Genomic DNA, 19,565 nt, shown 5'->3' on the forward strand with positions numbered 1-19,565 from the left:
AGGGCTCGCCACGTACTCTTACCTCCCATGACGTCGACTGTTGTGGCCAAGACCCTGGCGGTGGCCCTGCTCGCCGCGCCCGCGCTGACGGTGGGAATGCCTGCGGCGAGCGCGGAGAACGGCGACACCCACGTGACCGCGTTGGGCGTCACCGACACCATCGATTGCAACAACGCCACTTTGTTCGTCAACGGTGCGAACAACCGGATCACCGCGCTGGGAACCTGCTTGGCGGTAACCGTCCAGGGCAGCTCGAACTTCGTCGTGGCCGACAACATCATCAACGATGTGACGGTGTACGGCTGGGATCAGACCGTGCTGTACAAGAACGGCGCACCGATCGTGTGGGACCGCGGACGTGAACTGGGGATGACCAACCACATCGATCGGATCGCCACGTGAGCCGCCGTCGCAACGCCGTCGCCGCCGTCGCCGCGGCAGCCGTCGTGCTGGCGGGCTGCGGTTCGGAAAGTGCCGACACCAATACGCCCACGGCCACCGCGGGCACCTCGGGTGCTCAGGTCGAAGTCGGCAACACCATCAACTACGGCTCGTTCGGCACCACCGCCGACATCGATTGCGCCGATGGCAAATCGCTCAACATCGGCGGCTCGAACAACACGCTCACTGTCAAGGGCACCTGTGCGAACGTCAACATCGGCGGGGCCGACAACAAGATCACGTTCGACCGGATCGACAAGGAACTCAGCGTCGTCGGTCTGAACAACACCGTCACCTACCGCGACGGCGACCCGAAAGTCAACGACACCGGCCGCGACAACCGGATCAACAAGGGCTGACTCTTTTCCGGCGAGCGTGCGTGTCTGCGGGCGAAACGCCGCCTTCCACCGCGAGGTTGCGCACGCTCGCGCCCCTAGTGAGCCCCTAGGCGTTGGCGCCGTGCCGTCCGGCGCCGGCGGCGAAGCGCGCGGCGCCCTGCAGGGATTCCGCGGCGACGCGCGACATGCTGCCGAACTCGAAGTCCATCGCCTCGGCCTCCGGCCTGCCCCACTGGTTCAGCGCCGACAGCCGGTCCGCGCGCATGCACTGCTGCGGCAGCTCGGCCAGTTCCGCGGCGAGTTGCTCGGCTCGCTGGCGCGCCTGACCTTTGGGCACCACCCGGTTGGCCAGTCCCATCGCCAACGCCTCGGAGGCGTCGACGCCACGCCCGGTCAGGATCAGGTCCATCGCGCGGCTGTGGCCGATCAGCCGCGGCAACCGCACGGTACCGCCGTCGATCAGCGGCACACCCCACCGGCGGCAGAACACGCCGAGAATCGCGTCCTCCTCAACCACCCGCAGGTCACACCACAGCGCCAGTTCCAGCCCGCCGGCGACCGCGTAGCCGCTGATCGCGGCAATCACCGGCTTTGACAGCACCATTCGGCTCGGCCCCATCGGGCCGGGGCCGGCGCGGTGCACGGGATTGGCGTCGGGCGTGCCGAACGCCTTGAGATCGGCTCCCGCGCAGAATGTTCCGTTGTCCCCCCACAGCACCGCGACGGCCGCCGCGTCGTCCTTGTCGAACGCGTCGAACGCCGCATACAGTTCAGCGGCGGCAGGGCCGTTGACGGCGTTGCGCGCCTCGGGCCGGTTCATGATGACGGTCGTCACCGCGCCGTCACGTTCGACCCGCACTCCACCGGTCATGTCGCCTCCATCAGTTGGTAGCTGTCGCGCCGCGCACTCAACTCCGCGGCGAAGCTCGTGTACACCTCGCGCAGCGTCGCGCCGGGCCAGTCGTCGGGCAGTAACTCGGCAGGTAGCACGGGGTCGGTCAGCAGGTGACGGACGATACCGGCTGCCGCGACGAACCGCTCGGGAACGTCTGCGGCGCCGGTGATGTCGTCCAGCAGCTGGCGACCGGCTACCGCCCAGCCCGCCAGGTCCCACAGCTGGGCGGCAAGGCCGGCCGGGTCGGCGTCACGCGCACGCAGCACCCGGACGCTGTCCAGCACATCGGCCGGGGAAACCATGTCGAGGTTGTCGGGGCGCAGCCACACACCTTCGCGCAGCTCGGCGAACCGGTTACGTTGCAGTGCTGTTCGCAGCGCGGCCCGGGTGCGCGCGTCGGTGCCGACGATGGTGATCACCAGCGTCGTCCAGTCGCCGTTCCACTCGCGCAGACGCGGGTTGAGCGCGTCGTCCTGCCGGCGCTGGCGGGCCAGCAGCCGGTCGGACAACCGGTAGCCGTCCGGTGAGCGCACCAGGTCTCCGGCGCCGACCATCCGGGTCAGCGCCACCCGCACCGTCGACTCCTTGATGCCGAAATCAGCTGTGAGACGGACGAGTTCGCTCGCGGTGGCGCAGGCCGGATGCGCACCGAGCAGTACGCTCAGCACGACGGAGCGGGCCGTCATCCGCGAGATCTTCGGCATCGCTATACGTCCGACGCCTTCCGGCCGTGATCGCCGAACGGCTCGTCGCGCTGACGGACCGCCGCACGGAAGCCGTGTTCGCGCGACTGCGCGACGAACGCGTGCCCTTCCGGGGTGTGCCGCGCGATGCCGTCGAACACGGTCGAGATCATGGCGCTGTTGGTGGTGCCCTGGTTGTACAGCGCAGAGTTCATCGCCAGCTTGACCATGATGAGCTGGTTGACCGGTACGGCGGCGATCCGCTCGACAAGCCGCTCGGTGCGTTCGTCGAGATCCTCGGCCGGCGGCGCCTCGATTGCCAGCCCCCACTCGGCCGCCTGCGCGCCGGTGATCGAATCCCCGGTCAGCAGAAGCCGTTTCGCCCGCTGATCGCCGAGCCGATGCGCCCACATCCCGGCCGCGGGCACCCCCCACACCCGGGTGGGCGGATAGCCGATCTTCGCGTCCGCGGCGGCGATCACCTGGTCGGCGTGCAGGGCGATGTCCGTACCGCCTGCCACGCAGTAACCGTGGATCTTGACCACTGTGGGCTTGTCGGCGTGCATCAGGCTGGAGAACCCACGCACGAACCGGCTCATCATCTGATAGTCGATCATCGGGTCCCACGGCTGATCGGGCAGGTGGTTGATCGCCTGCGTCTTACCCGACAGCACGGTGTCGCGGTAGGGGCTGCCGCCACCCGCCGAGGACGACCCCTCGGCATATGCCGACAGGTCGAAGCCCGCGCAAAAGCCCTCGCCCCGACCGGAGACCAGGATGACGTGCACGTCGGGGTCCAGGTCGGCGCGTTCGACGAGCGCCGACAGTTCCAAAGGTGTGTCGGCGACGATCGCGTTGCCCTTCTCGGGCCTGTTGAACGTGATGCGGGCGACCCGGCCCGTCACCTCGTAGGTCATCGTCTTCAGGTTGTCGAAGTCGACGGGCCTGATCGCGTGCGTCATCCCTTTACCAGCGCGCGCTCGATGATGGGGGCGAGATCCAGTCCGGTGGGCAGGGTTCCGAACGCGCCACCCCAGGCACCGCCCATGCGCGTCGCCAGAAACGCCTCGGCGACGGCGGGGTGCCCGTGCCGCACCAGCAGTGAACCCTGCAGCGCCAGGCTGATGTCCTCGGCGACCTTGCGTGCCCGGTACTCGATGGTCTCGAGATCGCCCAGGTCCCTGCGCAACCCGTCGACGTATGCGTCCAGCCGCGCATCGGTGCCCGCGGCCTTAGCCAGCTCGTCGAACAGCACGTCGATGCACTCGGGTCGGGTTGCCATGGCGCGCAGCGTATCCAACGCGCTGACATTTCCCGAACCTTCCCAGATACCCATCAGCGGGGCTTCGCGGTACAGCCGCGGCATGCCGGAGTCCTCGACGTAGCCGTTGCCGCCAAGACACTCCATCGCTTCAGCGGCGTGCGGGGTGGCGCGTTTGCACACCCAGTACTTGCTGGCGGCCAGGCCGATGCGGCGCAGCAGCGTCTCGCGTTCGTCACCGCGCACCGCGGCGTCGGTGGCACCGGCCATGCGCATCGCGACAATCGTTGCGGCTTCGGCCTCCACGGCCAGGTCCGCCAGCACGTTGCGCATCAGCGGCTGGTCGATCAGATACTCCCCGAACGCCTTTCGATGCTGCGCGTGGTGGATCGCGCGCGCCAGGCCGTTGCGCATGCTGGTCGCGCTGCCCAGCGTGCAGTCGAGCCGGGTGAGGTTGACCATCTCGATGATGGTCTTCACCCCGTGGCCCTCCTCGCCGACCAGCCACGCGATCGCGCCGTCGTACTCGACCTCGCTGGAGGCGTTGGCGTGGTTGCCGAGCTTGTCCTTGAGCCGCTGCAGGTACATCCGGTTGCGGCTGCCGTCGGGCAGCACCCGGGGCAGCATGAAGCAGCTCAGCCCGCCGGGCGCTTGCGCGAGCACCAGGAAGATGTCGCCCATCGGTGCCGAGGTGAACCACTTGTGGCCGGTCAGGCTGTAGCTACCGAAACCGTTGGGCACCGCCTCGGTGGTGCCGGCGCGCACGTCGGAGCCGCCCTGCTTCTCGGTCATCGACATCCCCGCGGTGATGCCGGCTTTCGTGGCGGGCACCTTCATCTCCGGGTCGTACTCGCGGCTGGTCAGCAGCGGTTCGTAGACCGCGGCCAGTTCGGGGTTGTGGCGCAGCGCGGGGACGACCGCATATGTCATCGAGATGGGGCAGATGTGGCCGGGTTCGGGCGTCCACACCGAGGTCTTGGCGGCGCGCACGACGTGTGACCCGGGCCGGTCGTCGGCCCACGGTGCGGCGTGCAGGCCGTGGCCGATCGCGACCTTCATCAGTTCGTGGTAGGCGGGGTCGTACTCGACCTCGTCGACGCGGTGCCCGTAGGCGTCGTGGGTGTGCAGGATCGGCTGGTTGCGGTCGGCCAGCTCACCCCAGCGCTGCGCCTGCTGCGAACCCGCGAGCGCGCCGAGTTCGGTGACCTCCTCGAGGCCCCATTCCCCGCCTTCGCGGATCAGCGCCTCGGTGAGCACCGGTGACGTGGCCGGGTTGTAGTTCTCCAGGGGCGGGACCTGGTTCGTGACGACGTGCGTGTCTGGCATACCGCCACTATTACACTTTTTCGACGACTGAACAATGTAGGTAATGCATGGGGGGGCTCACCCCTGGGCGCGGTCGGATTCCAACGTCAGAACCGCGCCGCGACGACGACGCCGAGGACACCGACGACGGTGAGCAGGACGTCCGTTCCCATGTCAGCGGGAGTCGAGTTCGGCGACGACGTCGTGGCGACGCGGCTCCGGATCCGGGATCGGCTGGGGGTCCACCGCAGGCTCGGGCTCGGCCGGTCGGTCGTACAACGGGACCATCTCGACCGAACGTTTCGCCGAGCGCAACGCCCTGGACCGTCGCCACGCCTCGTAACGGTGGAGTAGGACGATGATCGCGGCAGCCAGGACCCAACCGAGCAGGATGTCGATGACGTAGTGCTCGGCGGTGTACACCAGCGTGAAGGCCATCAGCAGCACATAGGCCACCAGCAGTGGACGCCACGCCCGGTGTACGCGACGCCACAGGAAGGCTGCGATGGCCGCGGTCATGCCCGCGTGCAGGGACGGAATCGCTGCCACCAGGTTGACACTGGCTTGGCCCGCATCGAGCAGTGCGCTGGCGGTGTGCATGTTCAGGTTGCCCCAGCCGCGGCCGACAATCCGCTCGATCCACTGGTTCGCCCCGTCCTGGCTGGATTGCATCGCGCCGAGCACACCGCCATCGGGCACGCCGCGCGCCGAGCCGAACATGCAGCGCGCGTAGGCGGGCCCTCCTTCGACATCGGCGGGGGTGCACCGGGCCGCTGCCCACGGCGGCGCGGCCGGCACCAGGGCGTAGATGGCCAGGCCTACGAAGTTCAAGCCGACGAACAGCCGCACAAACGCCTTCCACTCCGCGCGCTCACGCAGCCACAGCACCCCGGCCACCACGTACGGCAGGATGAAAAACGACATGTAGATGCAGCTCAGAACCACTTCCCACCACGGCGGATGTCCCTGTTTGAGCTGCTCCTGAAGCCACACGGTCGGTACGGTGCCGAAGAACAGCCAACGATCGGCGTCGGCCGGCCACTCCCACAGCGTCGGTCGCCCGATCATGTCCGCGGCGCCCCTGCTGAGGTCGTAGGCGATCAGGATCAACGCGAACGGCAGCCAGTCGCGGATGACATAGAGCATGCGGCGGACCTGACCGATGCTCGCGGCCAGCAGACCGGTGGCGATGTAGAGCAGCACCAGCTCGCGGTTGAACGCAAAACCCTCGGTGACCGTGCGGTATATGACGACTGCAGCCCATATCGCAACCGCGATCCGGCGCGCATACCTGAGTCGGCGTTCCCGCGTCTCGTCTGCCTCGATGGCAGGCTGCGACGCAATTGACGACTCGTCAACCGCAGACACTCCGTTGAATCTAGTTCACCGGACCTTTACCGCGGGTTCGACCGGGGTTCGGTTATCAGGTCGTGATGTGTTCGCGCAGGAAGGCGATGTCGTCCTTGCGGCCCTCATCGGCGGTTTCGCAGATGACGGGTGCGTCTGCGGCCTGCACCACCGCGGCCAGCAACTGCGGGTCGATCTGGCCGGCGCCGAAGTTGGCGTGGCGGTCGGCGCCGGATCCCGCGGCGTCGCGTGAGTCGTTGCAGTGCACCAGGTCGATGCGCCCGGTGATGGCCTTGATCCGGTCGACGGCGTCGATCAGCTTCTCCCCCGCGGCCCAGGCGTGGCAGGTATCCAGGCAGAAGCCGATGCCCTTGTCGCCGATGTGGTCCCACAGCCGGGCGATGGTGTCGAAGTGGCGGGCCATCGCGTGGTCACCGCCTGCGGTGTTCTCGAGGTAGACGGGCACGTCGGTTTCGAGGTAGTCCAGCGCTTTGACCCAGCGTTCGAAGCCGGCGTCCCAGTCTTTGTCGTCGGCGTGACCGCCGTGCACGATGACGGCCGTCGCGTTGATCTCGGCGGCCGCGTCGCAGGTGTCCTGCAGGATCTTGCGCGACGGGATGCGCACCCGGTTGTTGGCCGATGCGACGTTGATCAGGTACGGCGCGTGGACGTAGAGCGGCATGCCCGAGGCCTTGAGCACCTCGGCGTCCTCGCGTGGCTTGGGCTTCTTCCAGCTCTGCGGGTTGCCGAGGAAGAACTGCACCACGTCGGCGCCGTCGGCCTCCGCGGCGGCCAGGGGGTCGTCTTGGTGGACGTGCGAACCGATGAGCACGCCGCCAGTCTAGGCGGGGCTGGTCTTTCCCCGGCGAACGTGGGTTACCCGCACGCATATCCCGCGCTCGACGTGACACAACCCCACATTCGGCATGACCGCTCGGCGTCTCGACAAACTCTTGCGCACCCCGGCCCGCCCGCGCTATCGTCGAACCGTACCGTTCGGTTCGATTATCCGGAGGCGAGATGGCCCAAGACGACATCAAGGTCCGACAGATCCGGGCGGCTGCGCACACCTTGTTCCTCGAGCACGGCTTCGCGAGTGTGAGCACCGCGACCCTGGCCAAAGAGGCCGGGGTCTCCAAGGAAACGCTGTACTCCCGCTACCCCAACAAGGAAGCGGTGCTCGCCGACGTGCTGGAGCACCTCATCGCCGTCGGCCAACTCGACACCGACGTCGACATCCCCGCACCGACCACGCTCGACGACCTGCGCAACGCGCTGCGGTCGCTAGCGAGCCAACTCGGGGAGCAACTCGTCCAGCGCGACTACATCGAACTGGTACGCATCGTGATCGCCGAGACCCCGCGGTTGCCCCATGTCGGCGAGATTTTTCTCCGGTCGGTGCCGCAGCGCGCCTTTCAGCTGACCGGCACGCTGCTCAGCGCGGGCAAAGACGCCGGCCTGATCGGTGACGTCGACATCCTGGCGGCGACACGAATGTTCCTGGGCCCGCTGGTTTTACATGCGTTGATCAACGTGCTTCTGGTGGCGCCCAGCAAGGACTCCCCCGTGCCGCCCATCGACGTCGCCAACCACGTCGAACTCTTGCTCGCGGCCGTCACCTCGCCGAACCACCCCGGCGAGTTGGGGAGCGGCAACCGCGCTCACCGCGGCTAAGGCTCCACACGTCGCTCGAGGAAGGAGAACTCATGAATTCCGATGTAATCGTCGTCGGTGCTGGCCCCACGGGATTGACGATGGCTACCGAACTGGCCCGCCGTGGCGTCACCGTGCGCATCATCGATGCCGCCCCTGCCCCGACCACCGAAACGAGAGCCCTTGGCGTGCAACCCAGAACGCTTGAGCTGTTCGAGCGCCTGGAGCTGGCCGACCCCGCTGTCGCAGAGGGAACGCGCGTCACCGACTTCCGGGTTTTCAGCGAAGGAAAGCAGTTCCTGCACCTGGATCTGCACGGGTTGGACAGCCCGTATGCGTTTCTGCTGATGCTGCAGCAACCGCGGGTCGAATCGCTGCTGCGCGGTCGCCTCGAAAGCTTCGGTGTCGCGGTCGAGCGCCGTGCCGAGCTCGTTGCGCTGACCCAGGACGCCGATGCGGTGCAGGCCGTACTGAAACACGGTGACGGAACGACCGAGACGACGCGGACGTCGTGGCTGATCGGCTGCGACGGTGCGCACAGTACCGTGCGCCACCAGCTCGGCGTGCAGTTCGTCGGCGCCGCGTTCGAAGAGAACTTCGCCGTCGCCGATGTGCTCATGGATTGGCCCCTGCCGCACGACGTATTTCATGCGTTCCTCAACCGCGGGAATTTCGCCGCCTACTTCCCGATGCCCGACGGGCTGCATCGGCTCACCGTCGCCTACCGTCCCGGCCAGACCCCCGCGGGCGACGTCACCTACGACGAGCTGCAAGCGGCCGTCATCCGCGGCGCACCCCCTGGCGCCCGGATCGCAAAGGTCCATAACGCGGGACGGTTTCAGATCCATCAGCGCAAGGTGGACCGGCACTCGGTCGGCCGGGTCTTTCTCGCCGGCGACGCAGCGCATGTGCATTCCGTGGTCGGCGGCCAGGGCATGAACACCGGCATACAAGACGCGTTCAACCTGGGCTGGAAACTCGCCGCGGTCGTCAACGGCCAGGCACATCCGCGGCTTCTGGATTCCTACGCCCAAGAACGCGCACCCGTCACCCGCCGGCTGGTCAAAGGAACGCGTCGGGCGACGCGGATGGTGCTGCTGCGCAACCCGATCGCCACGGCTGCACGACGCCACATCGCACCACACATCACCCCGCGCCCGGCCCTGCAGCGCGTGCTTCGCCGTGCCCTGACCCAACTCGACGTGTCTTACCGCGACGGCAGCGGCGGCAGCAACGACGACCGCCTCGCGGTCGGTGACCGGTTCCCGGAAATCGAACTGCTACACCCGTCGAAATACACGCTGCTCGTGCACAACGCTGAACCACCACCGCTCGGCGACGTCCACACTCTGGTCGACGTACGCCAGGTCGAAAACGGCGTCGGGCTGACCCTGGTCCGACCCGACGGCTACATCGCCGTGCTGACCGACGAAATGGACGCCGTGTCGGCCTATCTCGAAACGACCCTCGGGCAGAGGAGCTCCGTATGAAGGCAATACGGATGTACGACATCGGCGGCCCGGACGTGCTTCGACTCGACGAAGTCGATGTGCCCGGACCCGGCGACGGCCAGGTGCTGATCAAGGTCGAAGCGGCGGGCGTGGCGTACGGCGACATCATGAAACGCCAGGGCGCATTTGGTCAGGATCTGCCGCTGCCCGTCGGGCTCGGACTCCAAATCGCCGGTGCGGTAGCAGAACTGGGTGACGGCGTGTCCGGCCCCGCGCCCGGCACCCGCGTGATGGCCTGGGTCGCAGACGGTTATGCGCAATACGCCGTCGCCCCAACGACCAACGTCGTCCCGATCCCCGACGGCGTCGAATCCACGGATGCAGCTGTCCTGCCGGTGCAAGGGTTGACCGCCTACCAGACCCTGCTGGAGGCCGGCAACCTGCAACCGGATGAATCGGTACTCGTACATGCCGCGGCGGGCGGTGTCGGCGGCCTCGCCGTTCAGTTGGCGCACCTATGTGGCGCCGGTGCGGTCATCGGCACCGCCAGCACACCCGAAAAGCTGGAGTACATCCGGCAATTGGGTGCCACTGCCGTCGACTACACCCGCGACGACTGGTCGCGCTCGGTTCTCGACGCCACCGGCGGACGCGGTGTCGACCTCGTGCTGGACTCCGTCGGCGGTGCGGTGACGACCCGCAGCCTCGAGTGTCTGGCACCGTTCGGTCGAATGGTGTGTTTCGGCGCCGCGAGCGGTACCGTCGCCGCCATCCCCACGATGGCGCTGATGCCCACGAACCTCTCGGTCACCGGTTACTCCCTGGACGGATGGCTGGCCCGCAGAGACCGGGTCGCAAACGCTGTCGAGAAGCTCCTCGGCTACGTGGCCACCAAGCAGATCAACGTCGTTGTTGCACAGGAGTTCCCACTGGAAAAGGCCGCCGAAGCGCACCACGCCATCGGTGACCGAAACACCGTCGGCGCCACGGTCCTGGTGCCGTGAGAAAAGGAGGTTCCGCCATGCCGGCTCCACGATGGGTCGCCCACGCCAACAAGAAAGTGCTCAACCGGGTCACCAAGTTCATCGCGCCCTGGGCGCCAGGGTGGGCGGTCGTGATTCACCGCGGCCGCAAGTCACAGCGCCTCTACCGGACGCCGCTGTGGGCGTTCCGGCGGCAGAACGGGTTCGTCATCGCCTTGACGTATGGCTCCGACTCCGACTGGGTGCGCAACGTCCTGGCCGCCGACGGCTGTGAACTCGAGGCCCGGCGACGGCGTTACCAAGCCGCGGCGCCTCGCGTCTACCACGATGAGAACGCCACGGATATGCCCGCGTTCATCCGGTTCATGCTGCGCAAGGTGATCAAGGCGCCGGAGTTCCTGCGCCTCGACGTGGTACGCGAGTTGCCGCTCACCGGTTGAGCGTGGGGCTGACCCGCGCTGCAGCGCAAGGGCCACCGCCTAGGCTCGAAGCGTGGCATCTGGAAGCGACCGGCCGCCGTTGTCGTCGTGGTACGCCATGGTCGCCTCCGCCCGTTCGACGGTGCAGCGACGCGCGCTTCTCGCACTGTCCCGCGCACCCCGACCGGTGCGACAGGCCGGGCGGCTGATCGCGCGCACCGTCACCGACACGTTTCGGGACCGCGTGCCCGGGCTGGCCGCCGAGGTCGCGCTGTTCTCGCTGATCTCGCTGCCGTCGCTGCTGATCGCGGTGCTCGGCTCGCTGGGGTTCATCGCCGAAGCGCTCGGCCCGGACGGAACCGCCGAACTGCACCGACTGGTGCTCGATGTCCCCGAGTCCTTCCTTGCCGACCGAACCTTCGAGTCGTACCGTCGCGTGGTCGAGGCGGGGCTTGCCCAATCGCGCGGAAGCGTGATCTCCATCGGCATCGTGCTCAGCTTGTGGACGGGATCGCGGGCGGTGAACCGGTACCTGGAGACGATCACGATCGCCTACGGCGTCGAACCCCGTCCCGCGTGGCGCCGGCGACTGCTGGCGCTGGGGCTGACGGTCGGCGGGCTGCTCGGGGCCGTGGCGGTTCTGCCGCCGCTGGTCCTCGGCCCCGACCTCGTGGCGTGGCTGACGCCCGACCCGTTGACGGACAGCACGTTGCGCGGGCTGGATCTGCTGTTCTGGCCGGGGGTGGCGCTGTTGATCCTGGTCGGGCTGGTCACGCTGTATCACTTTGGTGTGCCGTGGCGGACGCCGTGGCGCCGCGACATTCCGGGGGCGGTGCTGGCGATGGTCCTGTGGCTGGCGGCATCGGCCGGGCTGCGCGCCTACCTGGCGGTCAGTGCGCGCGACGACGCGGTGTACAGCCAACTCGCGGTGCCGATCGCCGTGGTCCTGTGGCTCTACATCACGGCGTTCGCGGTGCTGCTCGGCGCGGAGTTCAACGCCGAGATCGAAAAGATGTGGCCGCACGAGAAGTATCCGTGGCGGCTGCGCCGGCTGCGAAAGGCGCGCTGACCTCCCCGGCGCGCCGAGTGTGGGCTTGTGTCACGCGAAAACCGCGTCAGGCGTGCGGGTAACCCACGTTCGCGCCACAGACCAGCCAACGAAAAGGCCCCCGGGGCGTACCCGGGGGCCTCTTCGTCAGTGACTAGCGGTAGTCGCTGTAGCCGTAGTCGTCCAACGGCACCGCCGCACCGGTGGCCTGGCCGAAGTCCGGGCTGTAGTACTGATCCTCGTAGGACGGGATCGTGTACGCAGCGGCACGGGCCTCTTCGGTGGGCTCCACCTGGATGTTGCGGTAGCGGTTGATACCCGTACCGGCCGGGATCAGCTTGCCGATGATCACGTTCTCCTTCAGACCCATCAGCTTGTCGCTGCGGCAGTTGATCGCCGCATCGGTCAGCACGCGAGTGGTCTCCTGGAACGACGCCGCGCTCAGCCACGAATCGGTGGCCAGCGACGCCTTGGTGATACCCATCAGCACCGGACGCCCGGCCGCGGGCTCGCCGCCCTCGGCGACCACCCGACGGTTCTCGGACTCGAACTCGGACCGCTCGGTGAGCGAACCGGGCAGGAACTCCGTCGCACCCGAATCGATGATCGTGACGCGCCGCAGCATCTGCCGGACGATCACCTCGATGTGCTTGTCGTGGATCGACACACCCTGAGCGCGGTAGACCTCCTGGACCTCCTTGACGAGGTGGATCTGCACCTCGCGCGGGCCCTGGACACGCAACACCTCGTGCGGGTCGGCGGAGCCTTCCATCAGCTGCTGACCCACCTCGACGTGGTCGCCGTCGGCGAGCAACCGCTCGGTGCCGTCCTCGTGCTTGAACACCTTCAGGCGCTGACGACGAGAGAGCTTGTCGTACACCACTTCTTCGCCACCATCGTCGGGGATGATGGTGATCTTGTAGAAGCGCTCGCCCTCCTCGAGCTGCACACGACCGGAGACGTCGGCGATCGGCGCCTTGTCCCGCGGGATGCGCGCCTCGAACAGCTCCTGCACGCGAGGCAGACCACCGGTGATATCGCTACCGCCGGTGACGCCGCCCTGGTGGAACGTACGCATGGTCAACTGCGTGCCGGGCTCGCCGATGGACTGCGCGGCGACGATGCCGACCGCCTCGCCGATGTCGACGAGCTTGCCCGTCGCCATCGAACGGCCGTAGCACTTGGCGCACACGCCGGTGCCGGTGGCGCAGGTCAGCACGGAGCGGACCTTCACCTCGGTGATCCCCGCGGCCAGCAGAGCCTCGATCGCCGGGTCGCCCAGGTCGTGACCGCGCTCGACGACCACGTTGCCCTTGGCGTCGACGGCGTCGGTCGCCAACGTGCGTGCGTAGGCCGACGTCTCGATGTGCTGATCGCGCACCAACGCCGCGTCCTTGCCACTTCCCTGTGGCTCGGCGAGCGTGACGGTGATGCCCCGCTCGGTTTCGCAGTCGGTCTCACGCACGATGACGTCCTGGCTGACGTCGACCAGACGACGAGTCAGGTAACCCGAGTCCGCGGTACGAAGAGCGGTGTCCGCCAGACCCTTTCGGGCGCCGTGGGTGTTGATGAAGTACTCCAGCACCGTCAGACCCTCGCGGAACGAGGACTTGATCGGACGCGGGATGAACTCACCCTTCGGGTTGGTCACCAGACCCTTCATGCCGGCCAGCGTGCGGGTCTGCGTGAAGTTACCCGTGGCGCCGGAGTCGACGATCAGGATGATCGGGTTGTCCGACGGGTAGTGGCTGCGCAGCGCCTCGCCCACCTCTTCGGTGGCCGTCTGCCAGATCTTGACCAGCTCGCCGTTGCGCTCCTCGTGGTTGAGCTTGCCGCGCTGGTACTGCTTTTCGATCGAGTCGGCTTCCTTCTCGTAGCGCTCCAGGATTTCCTGCTTCTCCGGCGGCACCAGCACGTCGGCCATCGACACGGTGACACCCGAACGGGTGGCCCAGTAGAAGCCGGCGTCCTTGAGCTTGTCGACGGTCTGCGCCACCACGATCATCGGGTACCGCTCGGCCAGATCGTTGACGATGCGCGCCTGCACCTTCTTGTGCATCTGCTCGTTGACGAACGGATACTGAACCGGCAGAAGCTCGTTGAATATCACCCGGCCCAGCGTCGTCTCGGCCGTCCAGGCATCGCCGGGCTTCCAGCCGTTCTCGAACAGCTCCGCCTCGATATCGGCGGGCGGACGCAGCTGCGTCAGCCGCACCCGAATCTTGGCGCGCACCGAAAGCGCACCGCGGTCCATCGCCATGATGGCCTCGGCGGGCGAGCTGTACACACCCGACTCCGGCTGATCCTTGGCGGCCGGCGTGTATTCGCCTGCCTCGCCGTCGATCAGGGTGGTCAGGTAGTACAACCCGGTCACCATGTCCAGACGCGGCATGGCCAGCGGACGACCCGACGCAGGCGACAAGATGTTGTTCGACGACAGCATCAGGATGCGCGCCTCGGCCTGCGCCTCCGCGGACAGCGGAAGGTGCACGGCCATCTGGTCACCGTCGAAGTCGGCGTTGAACGCCTCACACACCAGCGGGTGCAGCTGAATGGCCTTGCCCTCCACCAGCTGCGGCTCGAAGGCCTGGATACCGAGGCGGTGCAGCGTCGGTGCACGGTTCAGCAGCACCGGGTGCTCGGCGATGACCTCTTCGAGGACGTCCCACACCTGGGGACGCTGACGCTCGACCATCCGCTTGGCGCTCTTGATGTTCTGCGCGTGGTTCAGGTCGACCAGACGCTTCATCACGAACGGCTTGAACAGCTCGAGTGCCATCAGCTTGGGCAGACCGCACTGGTGCAGCTTGAGCTGCGGGCCGACCACGATGACCGAACGGCCGGAGTAGTCGACGCGCTTGCCGAGCAGGTTCTGACGGAACCGACCCTGCTTGCCCTTCAACAGATCCGACAGCGACTTCAGCGGGCGGTTGCCCGGTCCGGTCACCGGACGGCCGCGACGACCGTTGTCGAACAGCGCGTCCACCGACTCCTGAAGCATCCGCTTCTCGTTGTTGACAATGATTTCAGGAGCTCCGAGGTCAATTAACCTCTTGAGCCGGTTGTTGCGGTTGATCACGCGCCGGTACAGGTCGTTCAGGTCGGAGGTCGCAAAGCGGCCACCGTCGAGCTGAACCATCGGGCGCAGCTCCGGCGGGATCACCGGAACGGCGTCGAGCACCATGCCCATCGGTGAGTTCGACGACTGCTGGAATGCAGCCACCACCTTGAGCCGCTTGAGCGCACGAAGCTTCTTCTGCCCCTTGCCGTTACGGATGGTGTCGCGCAGCGAATCGGCCTCGGCTTCGATGTCGAAGTTCTCGATCAGCCGCTTGATGGCCTCCGCGCCCATGGCGCCGACGAAGTACTCGCCGTAGCGGTCCTGCAGCTCGCGGTAGAGCACCTCGTCCACGATCAGCTGCTTGGGAGCCAGCTTGGTGAAGGTGTTCCAGATCTCCTCGAGCCGGTCCAGCTCACGCTGGGCGCGGTCGCGGAGCTGGCGCATCTCACGCTCGCCGCCGTCGCGCACCTTGCGGCGCACATCGGACTTGGCGCCTTCGGCCTCCAGCTCGGCCAGGTCGGCCTCGAGCTTCTGCGCGCGCGCCTCCAGGTCGGCATCCCGCTGATCCTCAACGGCTTTGCGCTCGACCGCCATCTCGGCTTCCAGCGTCGACAGCTCGTTGTGGCGCATCTCGTTGTCGACCTCGGTGATGACGTAGGCCGCGAAGTAGATGATCTTCTCGAGATCCTTGGGCGCCAGGTCCAGCAGATAGCCCAGCCGCGACGGCACACCCTTGAAGTACCAGATGTGTGTGACGGGTGCGGCCAGCTCGATGTGGCCCATCCGCTCACGACGCACCTTGGCGCGGGTCACCTCGACGCCGCAGCGCTCACAAATGATGCCCTTGAAGCGGACACGCTTGTACTTGCCGCAGTAGCACTCCCAGTCGCGAGTCGGTCCGAAGATCTTCTCGCAGAACAGGCCGTCCTTCTCTGGCTTGAGCGTGCGGTAGTTGATGGTCTCGGGCTTCTTGACCTCGCCGAAGGACCAATTACGGATGTCCTCCGCGGTCGCAAGACCAATCCGAAGTTCATCGAAGAAGTTGACGTCTAACACGTAACTCCCTTTCCCCTTGCGGGACTAGAAATATTTGAGGACAAATCCACTACGCCAGATCTTCCACAGAGGCAGATTCGTTGCGGGACAAGTTGATTCCCAGGTTCGCCGCAGCGCGCTCCAGGTCCTCGTCGTCGCCGTCACGCATCTCGATCGCAGCGCCGTCGCTCGACAGCACCTCGACGTTGAGGCACAGCGACTGCAGTTCCTTGAGCAACACCTTGAACGACTCCGGAATGCCCGGCTCGGGGATGTTCTCGCCCTTGACGATCGCCTCGTACACCTTGACCCGCCCGACGGTGTCGTCGGACTTGATGGTCAACAACTCCTGCAGCGTGTACGCCGCGCCGTAGGCCTGCATGGCCCAACATTCCATCTCGCCGAACCGCTGGCCACCGAACTGCGCCTTACCGCCCAGCGGCTGCTGGGTGATCATCGAGTACGGGCCGGTGGAGCGCGCGTGAATCTTGTCGTCCACCAGGTGGTGCAGCTTGAGGATGTACATGTAGCCCACCGTCACCGGATACGGGAACGGTTCGCCGCTGCGGCCGTCGAACAGCCTGGCCTTGCCGTCACTGTCGACCAGCTTCTCGCCGTCGCGGTTGGGCAACGTCGACGCCAGCAGACCCAGCAGCTCCTCGCCCTGGGCACCGTCGAACACCGGCGTGGACACGATGGTGTTCGGCTCGGCTTCCAGCAGGTCGTCGGGCAGTTGCTCGGCCCACTCCGGCTTGCCCTCGACCTTCCAGCCGCTGTGCGCGGCCCAGCCGAGGTGCGTCTCCAGGATCTGGCCGATGTTCATCCGTCGCGGCACACCGTGGGTGTTCAGGATGATGTCGACCGGAGTGCCGTCAGGCAGGAACGGCATGTCCTCAACGGGCAGGATCTTGCCGATGACGCCCTTGTTGCCGTGGCGTCCGGCCAGCTTGTCACCGTCGGAGATCTTGCGCTTCTGCGCGACGTAGACGCGGACCAACTCGTTGACACCGGCCGGCAACTCGTCGTCGTCCTCGCGGGAGAACACGCGGATGCCGATCACCTTGCCGGACTCACCGTGGGGCACCTTCAGCGACGTGTCGCGGACCTCGCGCGCCTTCTCACCGAAGATCGCGCGGAGCAACCGCTCCTCCGGGGTCAGCTCGGTCTCACCCTTCGGGGTGACCTTGCCGACCAGGATGTCGCCGTCGCGGACCTCGGCGCCGATGCGGACGATGCCGCGCTCGTCGAGGTCGGCCAGCACCTCATCGGAGACGTTCGGGATGTCCCGGGTGATCTCCTCTGCGCCCAGCTTGGTGTCGCGGGCGTCGATCTCGTGCTCCTCGATGTGGATCGAGGTCAGCACGTCCTCTTCGACCAGGCGGTTGGAGAGGATGATCGCGTCCTCGTAGTTGTGGCCCTCCCACGGCATGACGGCGACGAGCAGGTTCTTGCCCAGCGCCATCTCACCGTTCTCGGTGCACGGCCCGTCCGCGATCACCTGGCCGGCCTCCACCCGGTCGCCGGCGTCGACGATCGGGCGCTGGTTGGCGCAGGTGCCGTGGTTGGAGCGGGCGAACTTGCGCATCCGGTAGGTGTGCCGGGTGCCGTCGTCAGCCATCACGGTGATGTAGTCGGCGGAGACCTCCTCGATCACGCCCGCCTTGTCGGCGACGACGACGTCGCCGGCGTCGATCGCGGCACGCAACTCCATGCCGGTACCGACCAGCGGGGCCTCGCTGCGCACCAGCGGAACCGCCTGGCGCTGCATGTTGGCACCCATCAGGGCGCGGTTGGCGTCGTCGTGCTCGAGGAACGGGATCATCGCTGTCGCGACCGACACCATCTGGCGCGGCGAGACGTCCATGTAGTCCACCCCGGTCGACGAGATCTGCTCGACCTCGCCGCCCTTACGACGGACCAGCACGCGCTCCTCGAGGAAGCGGCCCTTCTCGTCGATCGGCGAGTTGGCCTGCGCCACGACGTGGCGGTCCTCCTCGTCGGCGGTCAGGTACTCGATCTCGTCGGTGACGATGCCGTCGCGCACCTTGCGGTACGGCGTCTCGATGAAGCCGAACGGGTTGACCCGCGCGTACACCGACAGCGACCCGATCAGGCCGATGTTGGGGCCTTCCGGGGTCTCGATCGGGCACATCCGGCCGTAGTGGCTGGGGTGCACGTCGCGCACCTCGAGGCCGGCGCGCTCACGGGACAGCCCGCCCGGGCCCAGCGCCGAAAGGCGGCGCTTGTGGGTGAGCCCCGACAGCGGGTTGTTCTGGTCCATGAACTGGGAGAGCTGGCTGGTGCCGAAGAACTCCTTGATCGCGGCCACGACGGGACGGATGTTGATCAGGGTCTGCGGCGTGATCGCCTCGACGTCCTGGGTCGTCATCCGCTCGCGCACGACGCGCTCCATGCGGGACAGGCCCACCCGGATTTGGTTCTGGATCAGCTCGCCGACCGTGCGCAGGCGACGGTTGCCGAAGTGGTCGATGTCGTCGACCTCCACGGGCACCTCGGCGCCTCCGGGCACCGTCATCGCGTGATCGTTCTGATGCAGCCGCACCAGGTACTCGATCGTGGCGACGATGTCCTCTTCGGTGAGCGTGGTCGTGGTGATCGGCTCACCGGGATGCAGGCCCAGCTTCTTGTTGACCTTGTAGCGACCCACCCGGGCCAGGTCGTAGCGCTTCTCCTTGAAGAACAGGTTCTCCAGCAGGGTCTGCGCGGACTCCTTGGTCGGCGGCTCGCCCGGACGCAGCTTGCGGTAGATGTCCAGCAGCGCCTCGTCGGTGCCTGCGGTGTTGTCCTTCTCCAGCGTGCTCATCATGATCTCGCTGAAGCCGAACCGCTCGGTGATCTGCTCGTTGGTCCAGCCCAGCGCCTTGAGCAGCACGGTGACGGGCTGGCGACGTTTGCGGTCGATGCGCACACCGACGGTGTCGCGCTTGTCGACGTCGAACTCCAGCCACGCCCCGCGGCCGGGGATCACCTTGACGCTGTGCAGCGTCTTCTCGGTGGACTTGTCGATCGTCTCGTCGAAGTACACACCGGGCGAACGGACCAGCTGGGACACCACGACACGTTCGGTGCCGTTGATGATGAAGGTGCCCTTCTCGGTCATCATCGGGAAGTCACCCATGAAGACCGTCTGGCTCTTGATCTCGCCGCTCTCGGCGTTCATGAACTCGGCTGTGACGAACAGCGGCGCCGCGTACGTCATGTCCTTGTCTTTGCACTCGTCAACCGAGGCCTTGACCTCGTCAAAGCGCGGATCGGTGAACGTCAGCGACAGGTTGCCCGCGAAGTCCTCGATCGGGGAGAGCTCGGTGAGCACCTCCTCGAGGCCACCGACCGGGTTCACGTCGCCACGGGCCTTGGCCTTTTCTTTCCACTCGTCCGAGCCGATCAGCCATTGGAAAGACTCGGTCTGCACGTCAAGGAGCCCCGGAACTTCGAGCGGTTCACGGAGCTTTGCAAAAGAAATTCGGTTCGGTGCTCCTGGGACGGAGTTATTGGGGTTAGCTACAGCTGTCTTGTTTGGGCGGGACCCTGCCAAGATGCATCCTTCCAGCACCTCATGCGACTATCTGGAATACCGGTGAGCCGGTTTTCCGATCGGCCGCGATATCTGCATCGGTTCGGCTG

At 66.7% G+C, this 19,565-nt stretch carries 15 protein-coding genes; 7 read left to right on the forward strand and 8 right to left on the reverse strand.

All coding sequences use genetic code 11. From position 1 onward, the window contains the following. Nucleotides 1-27: 27 nt before the first annotated feature. Together K3U96_RS21350 and K3U96_RS21355 are read left to right on the forward strand one after the other, a co-directional pair. Nucleotides 28-402, forward strand: coding sequence for a DUF3060 domain-containing protein (locus K3U96_RS21350; RefSeq protein WP_069407791.1), 375 nt, complete (start codon nucleotides 28-30; stop codon nucleotides 400-402). Then, on the forward strand, nucleotides 399-800 hold the full coding sequence (locus K3U96_RS21355) for a DUF3060 domain-containing protein (RefSeq protein ID WP_220691003.1): 402 nt from the start codon (nucleotides 399-401) through the stop codon (nucleotides 798-800). The genes K3U96_RS21350 and K3U96_RS21355 overlap by 4 nt, the downstream gene beginning before the upstream one ends. Before the next feature lie 85 nt (nucleotides 801-885). On the opposite strand, the gene K3U96_RS21360 is transcribed toward K3U96_RS21355, so the two are convergent. The 6 genes from K3U96_RS21360 to K3U96_RS21385 form a co-directional block, all read right to left on the reverse strand. Beyond that, nucleotides 886-1,650, reverse strand: coding sequence for a crotonase/enoyl-CoA hydratase family protein (locus K3U96_RS21360; RefSeq protein ID WP_220691004.1), 765 nt, complete (start codon nucleotides 1,648-1,650; stop codon nucleotides 886-888). Beyond that, nucleotides 1,647-2,360: a PaaX family transcriptional regulator C-terminal domain-containing protein gene (locus K3U96_RS21365; RefSeq protein ID WP_230982230.1), complete on the reverse strand. Its 714-nt coding sequence runs from the start codon at nucleotides 2,358-2,360 to the stop codon at nucleotides 1,647-1,649. Before K3U96_RS21365 ends, K3U96_RS21360 begins: the two co-directional genes overlap by 4 nt. Before the next feature lie 20 nt (nucleotides 2,361-2,380). Next, a complete protein-coding gene (locus tag K3U96_RS21370; RefSeq protein ID WP_220691005.1) occupies nucleotides 2,381-3,319 on the reverse strand; it encodes a crotonase/enoyl-CoA hydratase family protein in 939 nt (312 codons plus the stop codon). After that, the gene (locus K3U96_RS21375) at nucleotides 3,316-4,944 is read right to left on the reverse strand and encodes an acyl-CoA dehydrogenase family protein (RefSeq protein WP_220691006.1); all 1,629 of its coding nucleotides are present in this window, start codon (nucleotides 4,942-4,944) and stop codon (nucleotides 3,316-3,318) included. The genes K3U96_RS21370 and K3U96_RS21375 overlap by 4 nt, the downstream gene beginning before the upstream one ends. 153 nt (nucleotides 4,945-5,097) lie before the next feature. Next, complete coding sequence (locus tag K3U96_RS21380; protein ID WP_084222882.1) at nucleotides 5,098-6,291, reverse strand: phosphatase PAP2 family protein; 1,194 nt, start codon at nucleotides 6,289-6,291, stop codon at nucleotides 5,098-5,100. A 55-nt stretch (nucleotides 6,292-6,346) separates the two neighbouring features. Continuing rightward, nucleotides 6,347-7,102, reverse strand: a complete 756-nt coding sequence (locus K3U96_RS21385; protein WP_069403317.1) for a deoxyribonuclease IV — start codon at nucleotides 7,100-7,102, stop codon at nucleotides 6,347-6,349. A 188-nt stretch (nucleotides 7,103-7,290) separates the two neighbouring features. Between K3U96_RS21385 and K3U96_RS21390 the strand changes: the two genes are divergently transcribed. Genes K3U96_RS21390 through K3U96_RS21410 form a run of 5 tightly spaced genes read left to right on the forward strand, consistent with a single transcriptional unit; the run spans nucleotide 7,291 to nucleotide 11,845 of the window. After that, nucleotides 7,291-7,944, forward strand: a complete 654-nt coding sequence (locus tag K3U96_RS21390; protein WP_220691007.1) for a TetR/AcrR family transcriptional regulator — start codon at nucleotides 7,291-7,293, stop codon at nucleotides 7,942-7,944. Between the two features lie 32 nt (nucleotides 7,945-7,976). Continuing rightward, nucleotides 7,977-9,413 carry an FAD-dependent oxidoreductase gene (locus K3U96_RS21395; RefSeq protein WP_220691008.1) on the forward strand — a complete coding sequence of 479 codons (1,437 nt, stop codon included), beginning with the start codon at nucleotides 7,977-7,979 and terminating at the stop codon, nucleotides 9,411-9,413. Beyond that, the gene (locus K3U96_RS21400; RefSeq protein ID WP_220691009.1) at nucleotides 9,410-10,378 is read left to right on the forward strand and encodes a quinone oxidoreductase family protein; all 969 of its coding nucleotides are present in this window, start codon (nucleotides 9,410-9,412) and stop codon (nucleotides 10,376-10,378) included. The genes K3U96_RS21395 and K3U96_RS21400 overlap by 4 nt, the downstream gene beginning before the upstream one ends. Nucleotides 10,379-10,395: 17 nt before the next feature. Next, complete coding sequence (locus tag K3U96_RS21405) at nucleotides 10,396-10,797, forward strand: nitroreductase family deazaflavin-dependent oxidoreductase (RefSeq protein ID WP_069403313.1); 402 nt, start codon at nucleotides 10,396-10,398, stop codon at nucleotides 10,795-10,797. Nucleotides 10,798-10,849: 52 nt separating this feature from the next. Continuing rightward, nucleotides 10,850-11,845 (forward strand): YihY/virulence factor BrkB family protein, encoded by a 996-nt coding sequence (locus tag K3U96_RS21410; RefSeq protein ID WP_230982231.1) that lies wholly within the window; start codon nucleotides 10,850-10,852, stop codon nucleotides 11,843-11,845. Nucleotides 11,846-11,978: 133 nt separating this feature from the next. Here the strand turns inward: K3U96_RS21410 and K3U96_RS21415 are convergent, their stop codons facing one another. Together K3U96_RS21415 and rpoB are read right to left on the reverse strand one after the other, a co-directional pair. Next, the gene (locus tag K3U96_RS21415) at nucleotides 11,979-15,941 is read right to left on the reverse strand and encodes a DNA-directed RNA polymerase subunit beta' (protein WP_069403311.1); all 3,963 of its coding nucleotides are present in this window, start codon (nucleotides 15,939-15,941) and stop codon (nucleotides 11,979-11,981) included. Between the two features lie 49 nt (nucleotides 15,942-15,990). Continuing rightward, complete coding sequence (rpoB, locus tag K3U96_RS21420; RefSeq protein WP_110917214.1) at nucleotides 15,991-19,494, reverse strand: DNA-directed RNA polymerase subunit beta; 3,504 nt, start codon at nucleotides 19,492-19,494, stop codon at nucleotides 15,991-15,993. Nucleotides 19,495-19,565: the final 71 nt, after the last annotated feature.

Source organism: Mycolicibacterium holsaticum DSM 44478 = JCM 12374 (assembly GCF_019645835.1).
Lineage (GTDB): Bacteria > Actinomycetota > Actinomycetes > Mycobacteriales > Mycobacteriaceae > Mycobacterium > Mycobacterium holsaticum.